Below are 22,164 nucleotides of genomic sequence, written 5' to 3'. Positions count from 1 at the left end.
ATATGGGGGACTTGGACAATTTAGAAGTAACCAGGCACCTGCCGGAGGGATATCTATCCAAAAAAAATATGCCGCAGTTTCCACTGCAGCACATCGCTTACATTCTTCTATTCTTACCTTCGACTTTAACTGGCTCTGCAAGGTACTTGATCCGTTCCATGATCCTCGCTGCCTTCAATTGTTCTTCTTCTCCTCGCTGGCTGTGTGTCAGATGATGCTCAAGTCCTTTGAGGTCGAAATTCGAAGTAAAGAAGGTTGGCAGATTTTCGAGCATGCGGAACTGAAGGATGGTCCCCAGTATTTCATCTCGGGCCCAGCTGCTCATCGTCTCAGCGCCAATATCGTCCAGCATGAGGACATTCGCCTTTTTGATCGCTTCGAGCTTATCGTTGACAGTATGGTCACCGATCGCATTTTTCATCTCACGGAAAAATTCCGGCACATACACAATCAACGAGCTTACCTGCTTCTGGGCAAGTTCATTCGCAATCGCTCCAAGGAGGTACGATTTCCCGGTTCCGAATGGTCCATGGAGGAACAAACCTTTCTGCTTTAGACCCGGCTCATAATTTTCGACAAAGTCCTTAGCCATTTTGATCGCCTTGAACCTTCCTGCATCGTCCAGCTCAATATCACCGAATGAAGCCTTTAAAATTTCCTTCGGCACGAAAATGCTGTTGATCAAGCGCGCATGCTTCTGCTGCTCATCATGCATCGTTTTCTTTTTGCATCGGTCATATTTGATATCAATGAAGTTGCCTTTTATAAAAAGCTCCGGCTCATACCCTTTGATCATATTCTTGCAGGATTCGAGGCTTTTGCAGTCTTCGCACCCTTTGCTCTGGTTAGTGAACTCATACAATTTCGTCATGCTGCGGTCGAGCATTTCCCGGGTGATATGATCGGCATTCACATCAAGAAACTCTTTGACATGCTTGTCCTGCATAACCTGCCGCTTTATCGCTTCATAACGTTCCTGGAAACCCTGGTTATTGGCCAGCTTCTTCAATGTTTCATTTATGTTTTGCATTTGAGTCACTTCCCGGATTTGAATTTCTTCAGTTCTTCTTCAAGCTTTTTCTTTTCCAGTTCAAAATCAGGATCCGTGTCAGGAGCACCTGTATGCTGCTCCGGTTCCCCATCACGATTTTTCTCAAACCAGTCTGGTAAAACTTCCTTGCGGACAGGCTTGCGTTTTCCCTGCGAAGCCGGTGCCTTTTTCCCATCTGCCCAATCCAGATATTGACGATGTTCATTTTTAGCCAGCTGCATGGCATCTTTTACGGTAGAGATTTTTTTCCGCGACCAGTGGCTGGCGATTTTTTCAATATAACCCTTCGTAAGCTTCATATCAGTCTTGAGCATAACATACTGGACTAAAACATTCACGACACCCGGCAGCAGTTTTTGCTTGAACATAACCTCTTCAATGATCTGCAGGTCAGATTTAGAAGGTTCTGCACCGCCGGACAAATCGATTAGCAGCTGACGGGGGGATGTTTTTTCAAAATACAGGATCAGTTCCTCTTCCTTTGTTTTCGGCTTCTCGATGCCTGCTTTATGCTGCGCAGGCTGAACCCGGTCCATAAGCGCAGGAAGCTGGTCATGGAATTCAAACTGATACCAGTCACGTGCTCCCTTCCGCAATTCTTCAATGTCTATATCATTATCAGCGGTGACCGCGCTCAAGACGATATTCTTCATCTTAAGGGCATCAATTCCATAAAGGAATGAAAGATTGCTGATTGCCTCTTTTACTTTCGCTGAAAAAGCTTTCTTTGGTATCAGCGACTCCTGCAGCCCCCCTAGCAGCAGATCGAAGTTGAATTCTGCAGGATCAATCTGGATTTTAGAAGCGTCACCTCTGCCAATAAAAGCATTTCCTTCTTCAGCCTTCAGGTCGGAAGCTGAATCAGGATTATGCTTGAGCGCCTCAGGAGGAACGGATAGAAAGACATCCTGAAAAGCTTTTGTGATTTCGGTATAGCCAGAATCTTCAACCGTTTTATCGCTGAAAAATCGCTTAAGACGCAGAAACTGATTTTTTCCTACCTTCCGATAAAGATAGACATTCAGCATTCCATCAAGGAAAAACTGTTCCGGAGTCAGCGGCGGCTGCAATTCATAGATAAACGCGCGGCCAGCCTCCCCATTTTTCACATACGTCTTAAGCAAGCCCATCCCTTCGAGCTTCTGGCGTGCGTGGAAAATATCCTTCAGGTTCATATCCATGATACTCATCAGATTGTGATGCGTAACAGGTTCCGACCAGAGGCGGTTTTCTTCGAGTTCAGCCCACAATGTCATGTAAAGACTCAGGCAAGCTGGCCCAATCAGCGGCTGATATAAAAAAGTGAGAACCTTGCGATCATATTCATGCAAAAGACCGCCAGAAGCAACGATATATTGGTCTACAGGCAACGTTTCCTGCCAATGCTGAGCCATCCCTTTCCCCCCACACCAAATGATTAAAAAAAGCTGAAGTTCCCTTCAGCTTCTTCAGGATTTTCCTGAATTCAATAGAACTTCAGGAAATTCAATGAAGTTCATTAAAACTCCACGATTTTTATGATTGTTCTTTCTTTAATAACTCTTTAAGTTCATCGATAAATACATTGATATCTTTAAATTGGCGGTAAACGGATGCAAACCTTACATATGCAACCTCGTCAACCTTTGCCAGCCTGTCCATTACCATTTCGCCAACTGCTTCGCTTTTGATTTCGGAAACTCCCTGGCTGCGGAGTTCCTTTTCGACATCAGCTGTCAGGTCTTCAAGCTCCTTCAAAGCTACCGGGCGTTTTTCACAAGCTTTGATCAAACCGCGAAGGAGTTTTTCCCGATTGAACTCTTCGCGTGTGCCTTCCTTCTTGACTACAATCAACGGAATTTCTTCCACTTTTTCAAATGTAGTAAAGCGAAATCCGCACGCTTCACATTCACGTCTGCGTCGAATGGAGCGGCTATCGTCAACAGGCCTTGAATCAAGGACACGGGTAGAGTTATTTTGGCAAGTTGGGCATTTCATCTCGATCAGCTCCGAATATTTTGAAATATGGAATAAGCGAATGGCCATTCGCGTCTTCCACTAGTACGTCCATAAGTATTTTTCCTATACTTATATCTTATAAAAAAGATGGTATATGGACAAGAGGAACTATTGATTTCCATATTTGCCTGAGCCAATAAATGTGTGCGAACGGTCGAGTTTCCCGTAAATATTCACCAATTCCTGCTTCAACGCCGGATTGATGCCGGCCAATGAAAATTTTTCAGTAGAAATATGTAAATCAACCGCGGTCTCAAAAGGCTTCGTCGTGATGACAGTCGCAGTTAAAAAGGAAGGTATCTTTCCTTTCAGTTCAGCTGATATTTCACCATGCTCTTTTGAAACACTAATTATTTTGAATGAAGGGTCTGCCTTCAGCAAATCTTCGACTGTCTGGAACATCTGATTGAAGTTCGCTTTGTAATAACGGGTCCTCAGCAGCTCGTCCCTATTGTTTTCACTCGTCCCGCTGAATTTTTGATAACGCCCTGTCAGGGATTTTAATAAAGACATCCAAGATCCTCCTGCAAGTAAGTTCTATTTACAGTTTACCGTATTTTTGAGCAAAGTAAAAAGAGGTGTATCGCTACACCTCTTGTAATTTTTTTATATTTTTAATTATAGAGCATTAGCTTGTGCCTGTTTCACATTCACAGGGCCCATGCCACGTGGAATTTCGATATTCTCGCGTGTTTGTGCACCAAGAGCTTCAGCAATATAGTCAGCTGCAATATTAGGATCCAGATCACCGCAAGTATAAACATCAATGCTGGCATATCCGTGTTCTGGGAAGCTATGAATAGTTAAATGAGATTCAGAAATAATGACAACTCCGCTTACACCTTGTGGCGCAAATTTGTGGAAAGCCACTTCGCGGATTTCAGCACCTGATTTCAAAGCAGCTGAAACGAAAGTTTGTTCAATATAATCCATATTATTCAATTTTTCAAAATCGCAACCCCAAAGTTCAGAAATTACATGACGACCCATTGTTTCCATATTCAATTTCCCCCTCTAACATTATTAGAATGAAATCCTTAGTTTCAATGGTATCTTAACTACCACGGGGGAAAGTTAGTCCAGAGAGGTCCTAACCCTTTAAGTAGCCAATTGGTACCGTTATTAAGAAGTTCACGATGACTAGTATACTTTGTTTATATTTTTTTTGCAACACATGGAAAGAAAATTTTTCACATGTATTTAAGCCTTATATTTTCACAGTTTCACAGATGGCTGGAATAAAGGCTTTCATGGACTTTTTCGCAGTTAAAATCAAGTTTTTATTTTGCATAAACGTAAAAAGCTTGCCGGATCCGGCAAGCTTTTTCGCTTTAGAGTCTATCCTACTTTGACTGTTACGGAATTTTCCATTGCATGTGCAACATGCTTTACCAGGTCCACCACTCTGCTTGAGTAGCCCCATTCGTTGTCATACCATGCAAGCACTTTTACTTTATTAGCGCCGATTACCATCGTGGACAGTCCATCGACGATTGCTGAATGCTCGTTTGTGTTGAAATCGATTGAAACGAGCGGATCTGTCGTGATATCAAGGACGCCCTTAAGCTTTCCCTTTGATGCAGAATAGAATGCATCGTTAATTTCATCCACAGTCACCTCACGCTTCAGGTCGACAACCAGGTCAACGAGCGAAACGTTTGGAGTTGGAACGCGCAGTGCCATTCCGTGAAGCTTTCCTTTCAGCTGAGGAAGTACAAGCGATAATGCCTTCGCCGCTCCAGTCGATGTCGGGATGATGGATTGTCCGCATGAACGCGCCCTGCGCAAATCCTTGTGCGGGTTATCGATATTATTCTGGTCATTAGTATAAGCATGCACAGTTGTCATCAAACCATTCTCGATGCCAAAAGTATCATCAAGTACTTTCGCAACAGGTGCAAGGCAGTTTGTTGTGCAGGATGCATTGGAAATAACATCATGCTCTTCGATATTTAATGCGCTTTCATTTACACCCATAACAATGGTGATATCTTCATTCGTACCAGGTGCTGTCAAAATAACCTTTTTTGCGCCAGCATCCAGATGGAGCGATGCTTTGTCACGGGAATTGAATTTGCCTGTGGCCTCGATGACGATATCGATCTTCATTTCCTTCCAAGGAAGCTCAGCAGGATTTCGATTGCTTAATAGTTTAACAGTCTTCCCGTTCACAATTAGGTGATCATCAGCAGGGATGACCTCACCAGCAAATTGTCCATGTGTTGAATCATATTTAATCAAATGCGCCAGAGTTTCAGCTGGGTAGCTCGCATTAATCGCTACAACCTCAAGATTTTCTTCAAGAATGGCTCTTCTGAAAACCATTCTGCCAATTCTCCCAAAACCGTTTATCGCTATTCTCGCCTTCATTGTACGGCCCCTTCCGAATTAGTGTTATACTTAATAACCCCTTTGTATGGTATTAGTATAACATATTAAATTTTATTTGTGATAAATAAATGCACACATTTAAAATATAAAATAATTCTGATAATAATAATCATTTTGAGTGGTGAAAAAGGCTGTACGGATACTGAACGGCCAAGCTGGGATCATATTCATCGAAACTGGGATTAAAACTCGGCAAACAAGGATTATATTGATTGAAACTGGGATTAAGTCAATGGAAACTGGGATTAAATCAAGGGAACTGGGATTAAATCAAGGGAACTGGGAATATAACGCACGAGACCGGGATTAATATACACCTAACAAGAAATAAGTATGTACTAGAATAAAAAAGAGCCTATTCGGCTCGTAAAATTCCCCACTTATTCAAAATTTCCATCAGCTGCTGCCTTGATTGCTCGATGGTGCCGCTATTATCAATGACCTCATCGGCCAAATCAACTTTACCCCTCAGCGGCATCTGCGATTTGATTCTGGATAATGCTTCAGCTTCGGAAAAGTTATTGCGCATCATCAGCCTCTCCAGCTGTGTTTTTTCATCTACGTATACCACAATGATTTTTTCCACCAGGCCAGTCAATTTGCTTTCGAACAGGAGCGGGATGTCCATGACAATCGCTTCTTCATTTGCTGCCTGCGCTGCCTCTCTTTTCCTGGCCATCCGTTCCCTTACAGCAGGATGGACAATCGAATTGAGCAGCATCCTTTTTTCCTCATTATTAAAAATAATCGAACCTAATTTTTGGCGATTGATTGCGCCGTTTTCTTCTTCTAAAATTGCTGTGCCAAAATGGCTGACAATATCATTGTATGCTTTTTCTCCTGGTTCAACAGCAAGCCTGGCTTCGATATCAGCATCGATCACTGTGATTCCCAAATCAACAAACATGCCTGATACCGTGCTTTTACCGCTTGCTATACCTCCTGTTAATCCAATAACTAATGACATTCTCGCTTTATTCCTTTCAAGGGACTGCTACAGCTTCAGCAGCCCAATTATAATCAATAGGATCCCTGGTACAAAAGAAAACCTCTGTATCCATCCGCTTTCTGAAAAATAACTCCCCATCCTCATCCCTGCATAAACAAATAATGAGCTCATGCATGCCGCAGCCAGCGCCAAATAACCAGGTGAAAAACCTAATAAAGCTGCCCCGATTCCAGCCCCGAACGCATCAAGCGACAGAGCAAGGCCGAGCATGACTGCTTCAATTCCATTGATTGTGCCTGACCGGTCAAAGTCTGCTGTCATTGGTTTTTTCAAAATATTGATGACGATGCCAAGGGATTTGATCTCAAAATTAAGGATTATTTTCTCGTGACAGAGCAATTCTGTTTTGTCTTCGCGGAAAAATTGGAACAGAACCCATCCGCCCAATACGATCAAGACACTGCCACCCAGTTTTTCTGCAAACTCTGGAGAAAAGAAGCTCTCCAGGAAATGTCCGATCATCATCGCAGCCATCAGGACAACTGCTGAACAAACTGCAATCACGGCTATCGATTTAATCGGAATTTTCATCTTACGCAATCCATACGTTAACCCTACACTGAAACTGTCAAGACTGACAGCGAATGCAAGTAAAAGCAGGGAGATTGTTTGTGCCATAAACTGAGCTCCTTCCTGTCAATCGCTACGTTAGTATATGGAAGGAGCCTATTTATGGTGAGAAATCAACAAGCCAATATATTATTTAAGCTTTTGGCATGACGGACAATAATGCGTGCCCCGTCCGCCTACTACGGTTTTCTCAAGAGGAGTTCCGCAAACCTTGCACGGTTCATTTTTCCGCCCGTACACAAGGAGCTGAAGCTGGAACATGCCGATCTGTCCCTGGGAATTCACATAGGAACGGATCGTGCTGCCGCCTTTCTCCACCGCTTCAGACAATGTGCTGACAATCTCATTGTAAAGAATGGACTCTTCTTCTGGAGTCAAAGAATTGGCGATCCTTTCAGGATGGATCTTCGCACGGAAAAGTGCTTCATCCACATAAATATTCCCCAGACCGACAAGAATTTTCTGGTCAAGCAGAGCAGGCTTTATTTTTCTATTCGTCTTTTTAAGCTTTTCAGATAGCCATTCAACTGAAAAATCCTCCGAAAATGGCTCCGGCCCCAAGTCAGCTAAAGGCTGAGTCTCAAATTCCTGACCTTTGCCATAAAGATGCATCGTCCCGAATTTACGGACATCCTTATAGCGCAATTCTTTGCCATCGGTAAAATGAAAAATCACATGCGTATGCTTTTCAACCGGATCTTCACTAGCAAATAATCCGTATTTCCCTTCCATCCTTAAGTGGGAAACAAGTGCATAGTCTTCCGTGTAAAGGATCAGAAATTTACCCCTGCGGCCAATTTCTTTTATCGTCTGGCCTTGCAGGGCATCGTTGAATTGCTCAACCTCATCTGGCCGCTTAATCATCTTTGGCCAAAAAACAGATACATGCTTGATTTCTTTCCCAACCGCAAGCATCTCTAACGTCTGCCTCACGGTTTCAACCTCTGGAAGCTCAGGCATTCGATCCCTCCTTTCTTTGAAATTCCTGTTCATTCATTATTTTGCATCATACCAGGTTGGCCCATATGCGAAGTCCACTTTTAACGGCACCTTCAATTCGATCGCATTTTCCATTACATCCGGAACTATCTTTTTCAGCTTCTCGATTTCATCCTCAGGAGCTTCAAAAATCAATTCATCGTGCACCTGAAGCAGCAATCTTGTCTTCAATCCCTCTTCACGAAGACGATCTGCCATATCGATCATTGCCTTCTTGATGATATCGGCAGCACTTCCCTGTATCGGAGTATTCATGGCAGTACGTTCAGCAAAGCTTCTCAGATTGAAGTTCCGGGCTGTAATCTCCGGGATATATCGTCTGCGGTGAAGCAGCGTCTGGACATAACCTTTTGCCTTAGCATCCTTTACGATTTCATCCATATAATCTTTTACCCCAGGATAGCTTTCCAGGTAGCGCTCAATGAACTCTCCTGCTTCCTTCCTTGAGATGTTCAGGCTCTGTGACAATCCATAATCGCTGATGCCGTATACAATTCCGAAATTTACCGCTTTGGCGTGGCGACGCATATTAGAAGTGACTTCATCTTTACCAACATTGAACACTTCCAGTGCTGTTTTCGTATGAATATCCATATCATGTTTGAATGCATCAATCAGTTTTTCATCTCCAGCAATATGCGCAAGGACGCGAAGCTCAATTTGGGAATAGTCTGCCGCAAAAATAACCCATCCTTTTTCTGAAGGAACAAATGCTTCCCTTATTTTCCTTCCTTCTTCAAGACGAATTGGAATGTTTTGAAGGTTCGGGTCGGTTGAACTTAATCTTCCTGTAGCTGTCAATGCCTGATTGAATCTTGTATGGACTTTTTGAGTTTCTTTATTGACGACCTTCTGCAGTCCCTCAATATAAGTAGATTGCAGCTTGCCAAGCTGGCGGTAGTTCAGGATTTCTTCAATAATTCTGTGCTTCGAAGCCAATTTTTCAAGTACGTCCGCAGATGTGGAATAGCCGGTCTTCGTCTTCTTTGCAGCCGGAAGCCCGAGCTTTTCGAACAGAATGACTCCTAACTGCTTTGGTGAATTAATATTGAACTGCTCTCCTGCCATCTCAAAAATCTTTGTTTCGATTTCGGCAAGTCGTCCTTTGATTTCTTCACCCATGTTTTCCAGACGCTCAAGATCAAGTTTGACACCGAGGTACTCCATATCTGCCAAAACCAGTGATAACGGCATTTCGAGGCTGCTGAACAGATCATGCTGGTCATTGTCCCATAATTCCTGCTCGATTTTTTCTTTTAATGAAACCAACACGGCTGCCTTCCGCACAAGATGTTCACCAAGAGCTTTCTCATCAGGAATCTTCCGTTTTGCTCCTTTGCCATACACAGCTTCGTCTGTCTGAACGCTGATAAAACCATGCTGCTTTGCTATGGCAGCCAGGTCATCGGGTGATTCTGACGGATTGATGATATAGGAAGCCAGTGCAACATCAAAGTCTGCACCCTTTAAATGGATGCCATGATGGCGCAAGCTAACCTCTGAGCGCTTGGCGTCATAAACTGTTTTCCTGCTTGTTTCATCCTCAGCCCATTTCTTGAACTCTTCTGATTCCAAAGCGGTTTTTACTGGCAGGTAGAAACTGCCTTTTTCATTGACGACCGCGAAGCCGACAATATCTGCATAATGGTAGTTATCTTCAAGAACCTCAACATAAAAGCCATTTTCTTTCGCGAAAATGTCCTTTTCAATCATATTCAGCTGCTCAAACTCGATATCTTCAAGTTCTGCAACGTCGACTTCTGCATCCCCTCCCAGCTTGTCCAGCAGGGTGTTGAAACCCAGTTCCTTGAAAATTTTTACGAGTTTCGCGTGTTCTGCGCCTTCATATTCCAGCTCGCTTAAACCTACTTCAACAGGTGCTTCACGGGTGATAGTCGCAAGCTCCTTGCTCATGACGGCCTGGTCTTTGAATTCAGCCAGTTTTTCCTGCAGCTTTTTCCCGCTTACCTGATCGATTGACTGAATTAAATTTTCAAGCGTACCGTATTCTTTCAGCAGCTTGATCGCTGTTTTTTCACCCACCCCGGGAACACCTGGGATATTATCGGACGCATCACCCATCAGACCCTTCATGTCGATGATCTGTTCTGCAGTCAGGCCATATTTCTCCTTGATATGATCCGGAGTATATTCCTCAATGTCAGTGATACCCTTCCTTGTGATGCTGACAGTCGTCTGGTCAGAACTCAGCTGAGTCAAGTCCTTGTCGCCCGAGATGACCTTCGTTTCAAAGCCATCCTTTTCAGCCTGCAAACTCAAAGTACCGATAATATCATCAGCTTCATAGTTCGCCAGCTCATATTGAGGGATACCATATGCCTTCAACAATTCACGGATGAAGGGAAACTGCTCTGAAAGCTCAGGCGGAGTTTTTTGCCTGCCTCCTTTGTATTCACTGAACGTCTTATGCCTGAAGGTCGTTTTACCTGCATCAAATGCCACCAGAATATGCGTAGGCTTCTCATCCTCAAGAATTTTCATCAGCATCATCGTAAAACCATAAACTGCATTCGTATGTATTCCCTTATCATTGTTAAGCAAAGGCAGCGCAAAGAAAGCGCGGTAAGCAATACTGTTCCCATCTATCAAAACAAGCTTTTTAGACATGCCATCCTCCTCTTTAAAATAAGCAAACAGAGTTTTTCAAAAATGGTTTGCTTTTTAATAAAATTCAAATAAAAAAAGACCGTTAAATTCTTTCTTATTTTATCATGAGAGATGATAGAAAGAAAAATAACGGCCTTTGATACTATTAATTTGTATAGCCCATCAGCAATCTTGCGTATGGGGAATTTGAAGGAAGGACGATGACGGTTTCTCCATTGATTGTCTTTTTATAGGATTCCAGTGTTCGGAACATGGTGTAGAATTCCGGGTCCTTTGAGAAGGTTTGATTGTAGACCTTGGCTGCTTCCCCTTCACCCTCGCCACGGATCGTTTCAGCGTCTGCTGATGCCTTTGCCAGGATTTCTTTTACTTCCCTGTCCGTTTGGGCGATGATCCTGTTTTTCTCGGCATCTCCCATAGAAAGGTACTCCTGTGCCTTCGATTCACGCTCTGAGATCATCCTTGTGAAAACAGATTTCTCGTTTTCCGCCGGAAGGTCTGTTCTCTTCATGCGTACATCTGTCACGACCACTCCGTAATTTCCGCCTGCGAGCAGTTCATTGACTTTTGCAGTGACCCTATCATTGAGCGAACCACGGGATGATTTTTCATCATCGATAATTTCATCATATTCCAGTTGGCCAAACTCGGAGCGTACCACGGAATAGATGAATTCTTCCATTCTTGATTCCGCCCCCTCAAGGGTCCTGGCATTTGAAATCATCTTTTTAGGATCTTCAATTCGCCAAATCGCATAATTATCAATCAAGATCCTCTTTTTGTCCTTGGTGTTGATTTCTGCCTGGGAGACATCATAGGTCATTTGGTACTTAGGCAAAGTGGTTACACTCTGGATAAAAGGAACCTTGTAGTTTAGTCCCGGTTCTTTGATAATCTTGACAACTTCGCCGAATTGGCGAACGACTTTATATTCACCCTGTTTTACGATAAATATATTCGTAAAGGTAAAAACGAGCAGAGCAATAAGAATGATGAGGAAGATTCCGAACTTCGTATAGTTGCGCCAGTTGAATGAACCGCCAGTGCGCTCATTCAAATCAATCACATTTTGATCAGCCATTATCTTTTTCACTGCCTTCCTTTTCTGACTTTGGCTTTTCAGCTTCGAGCGGGCGAATCGGGAAATACTTCATTGTATTTCCTTCATCATTCATGATGTAAATCTCGGTACCCGGCAGCACTTGTTCAAGTGTTTCAAGGGTAAGACGCTGTCTTGTTATTTCCGGGTTGGATTTATATTCAACATACAGCTTATTAAAGACTGCAACGTCACCACGCGCACGTTCAATCCTCGCTGCTTTTTCACCTTCTGCACGGGAAATGAGGGCATCCTTTTCCCCCTGCGCTTCATTAAGCTGTTTATTGCGGTACTTCTTCGCTTCATTGATTTTCGTATTCATGGTTTCTCGTGCATCCGTTACATCAGTAAAAGCCTTTCGCACTTCAGCATTAGGAAGTTCGACATCCTGGAGCTTCACTCCAAGTACGGAAACCCCCATATCATATTTGGTGATCAGCGTAGAAAGCAAATCTCGCACATCTGCTTCAATCTCTGCTTTCCCAGATGTCAGCGCGTCGTCAATTTTTGAACTTCCGATAATACTTCTGACAGATGCTGATGTCGCGTCATATAAGATTTCCTTTGGATCATCTGCGTTGTATAAATATTTCGCCGGATCCGTGATTTTCCACTGAACGACCAGGTCAGCCAGAACAATATTTTCATCACCAGTGATCATCTTGGTTTCATCAGGAAACTCCTTGATTTCTCCGTTCTTTTGCTCATATCCAAACTGCAGGCTGAATGTTTCTTTTGATAATTTCTCAACACTTTGGACCGGCCATGGCAGTTTGAAGTGCAGCCCTGGCTCACTGATTCCATCCTCTACCTTTCCGAACGTCAAAATCACCGCTTGTTCCGATTCATCCACTGTGTACCAGGTCGTAAACGCAACTAGACCCAGAATGATGGCTAGAACAACAATTCCGCTGGTTACGTAGATCTTTTTTAAACTCACCATCTTATTCCCCTCTCCCTCTGCTTCTGTCTATATTTGTTTTTACGGTTATAAAGCGTAAAAGTTTCAAAAGTAGCATAATAGAAAAGTAACTTTTTAACAATGGTTGTTTTTGCATCTTTCAGGAAGAGTGTTTTAGGGGGCAAGAGAAAGGAAGTTACCAAATGAAAAAAACACAAGCGGGGTCTGCTTGTGTTTTTTTCTGGCTCCTTGGATGAAGGGGTTTTCAGTAATGATTGTAGCAAGGGAGTGTTAAGGAAAAATAAACCTCTTGTTAAAGGAATGTAAATTTTTACAAAGGTCAAAAAGAAAAAAAGCCAGTCGAATGACTCGACCAGCTTTAATGTGGCAGCTTTTTAAATAGCTTTATGGTAAATGCCGTTCCTTTGCCAACCTGGCTTGTGACCTCAATCGTTCCTTTATGTGCTTCGACAATATGTTTTACAATTGCCAAACCGAGGCCTGTGCCGCCAGAGTTACGGCTTCTGGCTTTATCCACTCGGTAAAAACGTTCAAAAATCCTCGGAATTTCATTCTTCTCGATGCCAATCCCGGAATCCTTTATGTCTATAGATGCCATTTCATCCTTTTCATTCAATGAAACCGTCACCTTTCCTCTATTCGGAGTATAGGTGATCGCATTGCTGATAAGATTGATGAGCACCTGCTTGAGCCTGTCAGAGTCACCTTCTATGACCGGATTCCCACTGGATTGCACGACCTCCAGCAAAATATCTTTCTGATCCGCCTTGCCTTTTAATATCTCGATCACTTCATTGACTTCTTTCACTAGGTCAACCTTGCCGATTGTTAATTTAAAGCCATGCTGCTCAATCTTGGATAGATCAAGAAGCTCTTGAATCAGCACCTGAAGCCGGTCGCTTTCTTTCAGGATGATTTCCAAAAAAGCTTCAAGTGTGGCTTTATCATGCATCGCTCCATCCAGCAATGTTTCAGAAAAGCCCTTGATGGATGTTATGGGCGTTTTAAGTTCGTGAGAAACATTGGCCACGAAGTCCTTACGCATTTGTTCAAGTTTCTTCAGCTCGGTTATATCATGGAAAACAAGCAAGATTCCCTTCCAGACATTATTCATCCCGATGATTGGAACTCCGTATACCTCAAAATAGCGCCTTTCTATCTCCAATGGCAAAACAACTTGTTTTCGGACTTTTTGCTCAGTCATGAAAATTTCTTCAACCATCTGAGTGATGCCCTCATGTTCAATGACTTCATAATAAAGTTTGAAAAGATACTCAGAAGGATCGACATTGAAAATTTCTTTATAAGGCTTATTAATCAAGTTGATATAGCCTCTGCTGTCAATGAGAATCAGCCCGCTGCCCATATTCTCGATAAGAGTGGTGAGCCGGTCCTGCTGGGACTCTTTCAGCTTCATCAATTCCTGTAGATTTCTTGCAAGGATATTGATTGATGAACTCAGCATGCCTGTCTCATCAATATGATCCTCGTAGGTCCTTGCACGATAGTTCCCTTTGGCCAGCTCAATCGCCACATTCGTAGCCGACTCGATTGGTTTTGTATATCGGTTGGTGATTCTTGTTCCCAGCAGGATGATCAAAATCAATGCAATGCCAAGGCTAACGGTGAGGATCCACCAGATCTGCCGATAGGCTTTTTGGAGCTCATCGATTTTCGTAGTAAGAAAAACATAACCTTCCTTTTTCCCACTATGGATGAGCGGATTCCAATAATAATGCAGGTCAAACCCGCCTCCAACTTCCAGGTCGCTCTGCTCTTCCGGCTTATCGTCAACGATTTCACCGATTATATCCCGATGTCTGCTGATCTTCGTGCTGGAAAGTTCCCCCGTATCGTAATGGATGGCACCATCAAGATCCACGATTGTGATCCGTGCATTCAGAAGTTTGCTCATCCTGGTAATCTCTTCTGAGTTAAGCGAATCCAAACCGCCATTTTGTTCAATATTTGAAGTTAACAGATTCATTTCTATTTTTAAGCGTTCATTGAACGAATTAATATAATAATTCTTGAATAATTGCCCAAGCAGCAAGCCTAAGCCTACCAAAACAATGATGATCAGGGTAATGAGGGCAAAAAGGAGCCGTGTCCGGTACTTTGTCATTCTCCTTTTGGTTCCTCCAGCTTATAGCCGAGACCACGGATTGTCTTTATATAGGATGGCTTTTTTGTATTATGCTCGATTTTTTCCCGCAAATGGCTGATATGTACATCCACGATTCTTGTATCGCCTGCAAAATCATAATTCCAAACCGCACTGAGAAGCTGGTCACGGGTCAGTACACGACCTTTATTTTTTGCAAGGTAAAGAAGAAGCTCGAATTCTTTTGGTGTCAGTTCAAGCAAACCGTCCATAAAATAAGCCTCATAGAATTCCGGCATGATTTTCAGTTCGCCAATCTTGATTTGTCCCTCATCCTCCTGTTTTTCTTCAACAGGATCAGGCTGTAACTGTGCCCTTCTCAATATCGCCTTTACCCTGGCAACAACTTCACGAGGGCTGAATGGCTTCGTCATATAATCATCCGCACCAAGTTCAAGTCCCAGCACTTTGTCGAACTCATCATCCTTTGCGGTCAGCATCAGAATAGGAACATTGATCTTCTGCTGGCGAAGCTGCTTACAAACTTCAATCCCATCAAGCTTAGGAAGCATTAAATCCAATACCATAAAATCCGGGTGTTCTTCAGCAGCAAGACGGATCCCTTCCTCTCCGTCCATTGCTGTAACCACCGTATAGCCTGCCTGTTCCAGATTATACTGGAGCAGAGTTACGATTGACTGTTCATCATCCACAACCAAGACCTTCTTGTTCATATAAGCCTCCAAAAAAGTTATTACCCCTGTTTCATCCAATAGCTCTCTCTACATTATAATATCAACCCATCATGTAAAATCAAATTTAACAAGAATAAAAAAAGAGGATGTACATTTTGAATGTACATCCTTTGATTTAAAAGTTTTCCAATGCCTTGCCGTCCATGCGTTGAACAGGATAAGGCGGGCAGACAAGCAGTTTCCCCTTAACCACTGTCTCATCTTCTTCGTTCTTGCCCAAAACTGTTATTTCCACGTTATGCTTGCTCTTGATCACTTCTGTAACTTCAAAAAGGAACTGGACTGTCCCATAATGGTACACCGGCTTAATAAACTCGATATCCTGTTTTAAAATATGGCTCCCTGGTCCAGGCAGATATTTTGATACAGCAGAAGTGATAATTCCATTCAACATGATTGCCGGAACAATCGGCTTTTCATAAGGAGTCTGTGAAGCGTAATCATGCTGGATATATAAAGGATTGGCATCGTTGGTCAGTCCTAAATATAAAAGTAAATCCTTATCTTCAATTTTTTCTGTCAATGTCAATTTTTCTCCGACAGTGATTTCTTCTATTTTTCTGCCAAGCTTACGTTTTCTTCCAAGCAGCATAGCATTTACCCCTTTGCAATAGAAGTTCAGGATCTTGTAATTCAATCTCTTTTTTAAAAGCAATTCACTTTATAATTTTTGCAAAAAAATCGGGGAATATTCCCCGATTCTTTGTATGGATGAAGGACTAAGCAAGTACCGCCATGACGCTGCGAACAGATTCAGCAGACTTGTCGAGCGCTGCTTTTTCTTCTGCAGTCAATTCCAGTTCGATAACTTTCTCGATTCCGCCAGCGCCAAGGATTGTTGGAACTCCCAGGTAGATACCTTCATATCCGTATTCGCCTTCAAGATATGCAATCGCCGGCAGTACGCGGCGCTGATCCTTTAGGATAGCCTCGCACATTTCAACCAGAGAAGCTGCCGGCGCATAGTAAGCGCTGCCATTCCCAAGCAGGTTCACGATTTCGCCTCCGCCTTTGCGGGTGCGTTCTACAATGGCATCAAGACGGTCTTTCGGGATAAGCGTTTCAAGAGGGATGCCTCCAGCATATGAATAACGCACAAGCGGTACCATGTCATCGCCGTGGCCGCCCAGGACAAAACCGGTAACATCCTTGACGGACAGGTTTAATTCCTGGGCCACGAATGTACGGAAGCGTGCCGAATCCAATACACCTGATTGGCCGATTACGCGGTTTTTAGGAAAGCCTGACTCTTGGAAAATAGTATAAGTCATCGCATCGACCGGGTTCGTCAAAACAACGATGAAACTATCAGGAGAGTGCTTAGCGATTTCACGGGCAACACTTTTCATGATTTTCTGGTTGGTCTGGACAAGGTCATCACGGCTCATGCCAGGCTTGCGGGCAATCCCGGCTGTTACTACAACTATGTCGGAGTCTTTCGTATCTTCATAGCTGGAAGTACCGGTAATGTTCGCGTCAAAGCCTTGGACAGGGCTCGCTTCAAGCATATCAAGCGCCTTCCCCTTTGTAGGGTTTTCCATTTGCGGAATGTCGACTAATACTACATCCCCCAGCTCTTTCTGTGCAAGCAGGAATGCAGTTGTTGCTCCTGTGAATCCTCCACCAATGACTGAAATCTTTTTGCGTTTCAATGACATAAGGCTTCCTCCTCAAAACAAATATATTTTTTTTAAAATATATGCTTTTTATATAAAGGCTATCCTAAAAAAAGGATAGCCTTCCATACCTTATTAGCCCATGTTCTTGATCAGTTCATCACCGAACTCAGAAGTCTTTACTTCAGTAGCGCCATCCATCAGACGTGCGAAGTCATATGTTACAACCTTGGAAGCGATTGACTTCTCCATTGACTTGACGATCAGGTTAGCAGCTTCAGTCCATCCAAGGTGTTCAAGCATAAGAACGCCAGAAAGGATTACTGAAGATGGATTAACTTTATCTAAACCAGCGTATTTAGGAGCTGTACCGTGAGTAGCTTCGAAAATAGCGTGGCCAGTTTCATAGTTGATGTTTGCTCCAGGAGCGATACCGATACCGCCTACCTGTGCAGCAAGTGCATCAGAGATATAATCGCCGTTCAGGTTCATTGTTGCAACAACATCGAACTCTTTCGGGCGAGTAAGGATTTGTTGAAGGAAGATGTCAGCAATCGCATCTTTAACGATGATCTTCCCTGCAGCTTCTGCATCAGCCTGAGCTTTGTTCGCAGCATCTGTTCCTTGCTCTTCCTTAATCTTGTCATACTGAGCCCAAGTGAAGACTTTATCGCCGAATTCTTTTTCAGCAAGCTCATATCCCCAGTTCTTGAAGGCGCCTTCCGTGAACTTCATGATATTGCCTTTATGTACAAGCGTAAGAGACTTACGGCCTTCTGTAATGGCGTAGTTGATCGCTGAACGTACAAGGCGCTCTGTACCTTCTTTGGAAACAGGCTTGATGCCGATACCTGAAGTTTCAGGGAAACGGATTTTATTTACACCCATTTCGTTTTGCAGGAATTCAAGAAGTTTCTTGACTTCATCAGATCCGCTTGCATACTCAATACCCGCATAAATATCCTCAGTGTTTTCACGGAAAATAACCATGTCAGTGTCTTCAGGACGTTTTACAGGAGAAGGAACACCTTCGAACCAGCGAACAGGACGCAGGCAAACGAATAGGTCAAGTTCTTGACGCAATGCAACGTTTAGAGAACGGATTCCGCCGCCGATTGGTGTTGTTAAAGGTCCCTTAATCGCGATTAGGTATTCATTGATCAATTCTAAAGTTTCGCTTGGAAGCCACTCACCAGTCTGGTTGAATGCCTTTTCTCCAGCAAGAACTTCCTTCCATACAATCTTGCGCTCTCCCTTGTATGCTTTCTCAACAGCAGCATCAAGGACGCGTACAGAAGCTGCCCAGATATCTGGACCTGTTCCGTCACCTTCAATAAAAGGGACGATTGGATTGTTTGGTACGTTTAATACTCCATCTTTAACCGTAATTTTTTCACCTTGCATGTTTTTCTCTCCCTCCGAAATCTTCATTCAATTACAGAATCAAAGGTTAGCAGGCGAGATTGCCACTAACCTTCATTTTGGAAGCCGTGTATCCATCAAATTTTTAAAAATCTGCTTGGATGCCCAGCTTCCTTCACTCTCCTATTAGAACAATTTTTCACTGAAAAGTAAAATATTGCTCCTTTTTCTCTGAAAATTATCGTAATTCAATCGCTACGTATTCCTGTTTTCCAGGACCTGTGTAATCAGCACGAGGGCGGATCAAGCGATTGTTGTCATACTGTTCAAGGATATGCGCAAGCCATCCTGATACACGGCTCACCGCAAAGATAGGTGTAAACAGGTCATGGTCGATTCCCAGGCTGTGGTAAACAGACGCTGAGTAGAAATCAACGTTTGGCGGAAGGTTCTTTTCGCCTGTGACGATTTCTTCGATTTTAGTAGACATTTCATACCAGTGAGGTTCGCCTGTCAGCTCAGTCAGCCTCTTGGACATTTCTCTCAAATGCTTTGCACGAGGATCTCCCTGACGGTATACACGGTGTCCAAAGCCCATGATCTTTTCTTTGTTGGCAAGCTTTTCACGGATAGCCGGCTCTACATTTTCAAGTGTGCCGATTTCTTTCAGCATTTTCATGACTGCTTCATTTGCTCCTCCATGAAGAGGCCCTTTCAAAGCACCGATTGCAGCTGTAACACCAGAGTACACATCAGAAAGTGTCGCAACGCAAACACGTGCAGTGAATGTTGAAGCGTTGAGCTCATGGTCAGCGTGCAGAACAAGCGCTTTATTCATCGCTTCCACCGCAACCTCATCAGGCTCATCACCAGTAAGCATGTAAAGGAAGTTAGCAGCGAAGTTCAGGTCTTCTCTTGGCGCGATCGGTTCAAGACCCTTTCTCACTCTGGCGAAAGCTGTAACGATTGCCGGCATCTTAGCCTGAAGGCGGATCGCTTTTTGATAATTCGATTCTTTTTCCATTACATCTGCTTCTTCATCATATAATCCTAAAAGAGATACTGCAGAGCGAATCGCAGCCATCGGATGGACTTTATCAATTGGGTACATCTTGAAATGATCAAGTACTTCTTTTGGCAATGCCGCATTCTGTGCAAGCTGCTTCTTCAGTTCGTCCAGTTCAGCCGCTGTAGGAAGCTTGCGGTGCCATAGTAAGTAAATCACTTCTTCAAAACTAGCATTTTCAGCCAGATCATCAATGTCATAGCCAACATAAGTAAGCGTGTCATCAATGATAGAGCTGATAGAGGATGTTGTTGCCACTACCCCTTCAAGACCACGTGTTACTGTCATACTCAATCTCTCCTTTGTAGTTAATTTCCCCATATCCCATTTTGTCTGCATGTTGAAACGCTGTTGAAGAACAGCTATCAGAAAAAAGAAATTTCTGACATTTTATACGATAAGCCGGCCCATGTTCCGGCGACAGACCAATTTCAGTTGGGCTCCCATTTCCCTGAACTTGCTTATCGAGCGCTTGCTCAGGTAATTCCCAAAAAGAAAATGCTTACATTTTATTTTATAAAAATAACCGTGGGTTGCCGCTTCTCTCTCCACCATATTAAAGGATGGAAGCAGTTACAAGTCCTATTATAAACAATTATCTGACATTTGTGAATGAAAACAACTTAAAACAATATAAAATATTATTTTACAAAAAAGCTATTTGAAAAATTCAAAGATTTTCATCGCTGCAAATGCAATGCCGGCACCAATCAAAGGACCTACTGCCACGCCCTTGAACAGGGATACTGCCAATATGGTCCCAAGCACAAGCGCAGTGGTTATATGGGGATCTTCAGCCAGCAAGGTTACTCCGCCCTTGGCGAGCAGTGCAACTGCCATTCCTGAAATCAATGCAATCCATGCATAAGGCGATTTAAAAGCACCCGACAAATCCTTGAAGCCAATTTCGCCGCTTGCTATGGGCGCAAGTACAGCAATCGTGATGATTGTCACACCCCAGTTGATGCCCTTTCCCTGGAGAAGCGAAAATGATTTTGCTTCAAATCCAGCAATTTTCATAAGCAGCAACACCAGCACTGCTACAATCAATGACTGGTTTTTCGCCAGGAAAGCAATCGCCAATAAAGTTAATAAAAATAGCATGGGTTGTAGCATATTTTGTCATCCTTCCACGGTTAAAGCTATTGTAACATAATTAAAAATATTACACCAAAGAGATAAGCCACAGAGCGTTTCATCATCTGATTATATGCCTATAAGGATTGTACACTCAACATGCAAATCTTTCTCAAAGGATCAGTTTTTATTAATATCCTCATTAAACTGATTTTGAAAAGAGTTAGAGGATTTTCTGTGTTATGGTCGAATCTTTTTTACATATAAACCGTATATTGAAGGAAACTTTCAAGATTCGCAGCTGACTGTCAGTTAATATAAAACGGCTGTACCAGGCAAAGTTTATTTTTCCAAGAGGAGGAAACTTGATTGAACCCCGTATATCTTTACCGGACATTTAGATTCATTCTCGTCATCGGTGCCATTGTTGCAGGTGCGCTGGCACTTTTTTATGTTTCTAAAGTGACGTATCCTTTCATCATAGGTTTTCTAATTGCCTTCATGATGAATCCGCTCGTTAATTTTTTGGAAGAGAAGGCTAAAATGCCCAGGGGCCTCGCGGTGATCATCGCACTGATCCTGATCATTTCTGTTTTTGCGGGGTTGGTAACGCTGCTGATCGTTGAAATCGCCTCCGGTGCAGAATATCTGGCAAAGGTCGTACCAGAACACCTCGTTACTCTGATTGACTACATAGAACATCTTTTTGCAGCACAGATCATTCCATTGTACAACCAGCTGGCAGGTCTCTTCCAAAACCTTGAGGCAGGTCAGCAGGACACAATCATGGACAATATCCAGAACGTCGGTGCCACCATTGGCAGTACAGCAGGAAACTTTATCAAGAACTTTTTCGAAAACATTCCAAACGTACTTTCATGGTTCCCGAATGCAGCGACAGTCCTTATTTTTTCATTATTAGGGACATTTTTCATCAGCAAGGATTGGTACAGATTGTCTTCATTGGGAAACCGCCTGCTGCCCAATCGTGCGAGGACGAGCAGCAAGACAGTGTTTGACGATTTGAAAAAAGCTCTTTTCGGATTTGTTAAGGCCCAGGCTACTTTGATATCAATCACGACCGTGATCATCCTGATCGGCCTGCTGATTCTTCGCGTGGATTATGCTATTACGATCGCTCTCGTTACAGGCATTGTCGACATTATTCCCTATCTCGGTACGGGAGCCGTATTTGTACCATGGATCATTTATGAAGCGATAGCCGGAGAAATGAGCACGGCAATCGGTTTAGGCGTCCTGTATATCGTCGTCCTCGTCCAGAGGCAAGTCATGGAGCCAAAGATCCTTTCTTCAAGCATTGGACTAGACCCGCTCGCAACTTTGATCGCCTTGTTTGTCGGCTTCAAAACCATCGGCTTCCTCGGGTTGATTGTCGGTCCGGTAGTGCTTGTCATTTTCAACACATTGCAACGCGCCAATGTCTTCCGTGACTTATGGGCATTTATAAAAGGAAAGGATGAAGTGATTATTAAATGATAAGCGGCTGCATCCAAATC

The 22,164-nt window shown here is 43.2% G+C and carries 20 protein-coding genes; 1 reads left to right on the top strand and 19 read right to left on the bottom strand.

The genetic code is table 11. The annotated features are described in order from the left end of the window. Positions 1 to 97 precede the first annotated feature (97 nt). The 19 genes from dnaI to ACXAEA_RS06645 all read right to left on the bottom strand — a co-directional run bounded on the left by dnaI (position 98) and on the right by ACXAEA_RS06645 (position 20,686). Entirely contained in the window at positions 98 to 1,030 is a 933-nt protein-coding gene (gene dnaI / locus ACXAEA_RS06735; protein ID WP_475095141.1) for a primosomal protein DnaI, read from the bottom strand. Between the two features lie 5 nt (positions 1,031 to 1,035). Further along, positions 1,036 to 2,445 carry a replication initiation and membrane attachment family protein gene (locus ACXAEA_RS06730; protein ID WP_475095140.1) on the bottom strand — a complete coding sequence of 470 codons (1,410 nt, stop codon included), beginning with the start codon at positions 2,443 to 2,445 and terminating at the stop codon, positions 1,036 to 1,038. A 121-nt stretch (positions 2,446 to 2,566) separates the two neighbouring features. Next, the gene (gene nrdR, locus ACXAEA_RS06725) at positions 2,567 to 3,028 is read right to left on the bottom strand and encodes a transcriptional regulator NrdR (RefSeq protein WP_475098069.1); all 462 of its coding nucleotides are present in this window, start codon (positions 3,026 to 3,028) and stop codon (positions 2,567 to 2,569) included. Positions 3,029 to 3,157: 129 nt separating this feature from the next. Beyond that, positions 3,158 to 3,562, bottom strand: a complete 405-nt coding sequence (locus ACXAEA_RS06720) for a hypothetical protein (protein ID WP_475095139.1) — start codon at positions 3,560 to 3,562, stop codon at positions 3,158 to 3,160. A gap of 105 nt (positions 3,563 to 3,667) precedes the next feature. Beyond that, positions 3,668 to 4,048: an adenosylmethionine decarboxylase gene (gene speD, locus ACXAEA_RS06715; RefSeq protein WP_475095138.1), complete on the bottom strand. Its 381-nt coding sequence runs from the start codon at positions 4,046 to 4,048 to the stop codon at positions 3,668 to 3,670. A 339-nt stretch (positions 4,049 to 4,387) separates the two neighbouring features. Continuing rightward, the gene (locus ACXAEA_RS06710; RefSeq protein WP_475095137.1) at positions 4,388 to 5,419 is read right to left on the bottom strand and encodes a glyceraldehyde-3-phosphate dehydrogenase; all 1,032 of its coding nucleotides are present in this window, start codon (positions 5,417 to 5,419) and stop codon (positions 4,388 to 4,390) included. A gap of 376 nt (positions 5,420 to 5,795) precedes the next feature. Continuing rightward, positions 5,796 to 6,407 (bottom strand): dephospho-CoA kinase, encoded by a 612-nt coding sequence (gene coaE, locus ACXAEA_RS06705; protein ID WP_475095136.1) that lies wholly within the window; start codon positions 6,405 to 6,407, stop codon positions 5,796 to 5,798. A 27-nt stretch (positions 6,408 to 6,434) separates the two neighbouring features. Continuing rightward, the gene (ytaF, locus tag ACXAEA_RS06700; RefSeq protein ID WP_475095135.1) at positions 6,435 to 7,067 is read right to left on the bottom strand and encodes a sporulation membrane protein YtaF; all 633 of its coding nucleotides are present in this window, start codon (positions 7,065 to 7,067) and stop codon (positions 6,435 to 6,437) included. A gap of 81 nt (positions 7,068 to 7,148) precedes the next feature. Next, the gene (gene mutM, locus ACXAEA_RS06695) at positions 7,149 to 7,979 is read right to left on the bottom strand and encodes a DNA-formamidopyrimidine glycosylase (RefSeq protein ID WP_475095134.1); all 831 of its coding nucleotides are present in this window, start codon (positions 7,977 to 7,979) and stop codon (positions 7,149 to 7,151) included. 36 nt (positions 7,980 to 8,015) lie between these two features. After that, on the bottom strand, positions 8,016 to 10,646 hold the full coding sequence (gene polA / locus ACXAEA_RS06690; RefSeq protein WP_475095133.1) for a DNA polymerase I: 2,631 nt from the start codon (positions 10,644 to 10,646) through the stop codon (positions 8,016 to 8,018). 145 nt (positions 10,647 to 10,791) lie between these two features. Continuing rightward, complete coding sequence (hflC, locus tag ACXAEA_RS06685) at positions 10,792 to 11,727, bottom strand: protease modulator HflC (RefSeq protein WP_475098068.1); 936 nt, start codon at positions 11,725 to 11,727, stop codon at positions 10,792 to 10,794. Beyond that, complete coding sequence (hflK, locus tag ACXAEA_RS06680; protein ID WP_475095132.1) at positions 11,720 to 12,688, bottom strand: FtsH protease activity modulator HflK; 969 nt, start codon at positions 12,686 to 12,688, stop codon at positions 11,720 to 11,722. The genes hflC and hflK overlap by 8 nt, the downstream gene beginning before the upstream one ends. A gap of 337 nt (positions 12,689 to 13,025) precedes the next feature. Beyond that, positions 13,026 to 14,792, bottom strand: a complete 1,767-nt coding sequence (pnpS, locus tag ACXAEA_RS06675; protein ID WP_475095131.1) for a two-component system histidine kinase PnpS — start codon at positions 14,790 to 14,792, stop codon at positions 13,026 to 13,028. Next, positions 14,789 to 15,505 (bottom strand): response regulator, encoded by a 717-nt coding sequence (locus tag ACXAEA_RS06670; protein WP_475095130.1) that lies wholly within the window; start codon positions 15,503 to 15,505, stop codon positions 14,789 to 14,791. Before ACXAEA_RS06670 ends, pnpS begins: the two co-directional genes overlap by 4 nt. 136 nt (positions 15,506 to 15,641) lie before the next feature. Continuing rightward, on the bottom strand, positions 15,642 to 16,118 hold the full coding sequence (locus tag ACXAEA_RS06665; protein WP_475095129.1) for a MaoC/PaaZ C-terminal domain-containing protein: 477 nt from the start codon (positions 16,116 to 16,118) through the stop codon (positions 15,642 to 15,644). Between the two features lie 127 nt (positions 16,119 to 16,245). Further along, the gene (mdh, locus tag ACXAEA_RS06660; RefSeq protein ID WP_475095128.1) at positions 16,246 to 17,184 is read right to left on the bottom strand and encodes a malate dehydrogenase; all 939 of its coding nucleotides are present in this window, start codon (positions 17,182 to 17,184) and stop codon (positions 16,246 to 16,248) included. Between the two features lie 93 nt (positions 17,185 to 17,277). Beyond that, positions 17,278 to 18,546 (bottom strand): NADP-dependent isocitrate dehydrogenase, encoded by a 1,269-nt coding sequence (icd, locus tag ACXAEA_RS06655; protein WP_475095127.1) that lies wholly within the window; start codon positions 18,544 to 18,546, stop codon positions 17,278 to 17,280. Between the two features lie 196 nt (positions 18,547 to 18,742). Further along, positions 18,743 to 19,858, bottom strand: coding sequence for a citrate synthase (gene citZ / locus ACXAEA_RS06650; RefSeq protein ID WP_475095126.1), 1,116 nt, complete (start codon positions 19,856 to 19,858; stop codon positions 18,743 to 18,745). 369 nt (positions 19,859 to 20,227) lie between these two features. Then, the gene (locus tag ACXAEA_RS06645; protein WP_475095125.1) at positions 20,228 to 20,686 is read right to left on the bottom strand and encodes a DUF441 domain-containing protein; all 459 of its coding nucleotides are present in this window, start codon (positions 20,684 to 20,686) and stop codon (positions 20,228 to 20,230) included. 330 nt (positions 20,687 to 21,016) lie between these two features. Here ACXAEA_RS06645 and ytvI point away from each other — a divergent pair, with 330 nt between their 5' ends. After that, the gene (gene ytvI / locus ACXAEA_RS06640) at positions 21,017 to 22,144 is read left to right on the top strand and encodes a sporulation integral membrane protein YtvI (RefSeq protein WP_475095124.1); all 1,128 of its coding nucleotides are present in this window, start codon (positions 21,017 to 21,019) and stop codon (positions 22,142 to 22,144) included. The last annotated feature ends 20 nt before the right edge of the window (positions 22,145 to 22,164 follow it).

The sequence above is a fragment of the Mesobacillus sp. ABV4_180 genome (genome assembly GCF_056158485.1).
The sequence above is the reverse complement of the archived record's forward strand: the minus strand, read 5'-3'. Positions and strand labels throughout refer to the sequence as shown.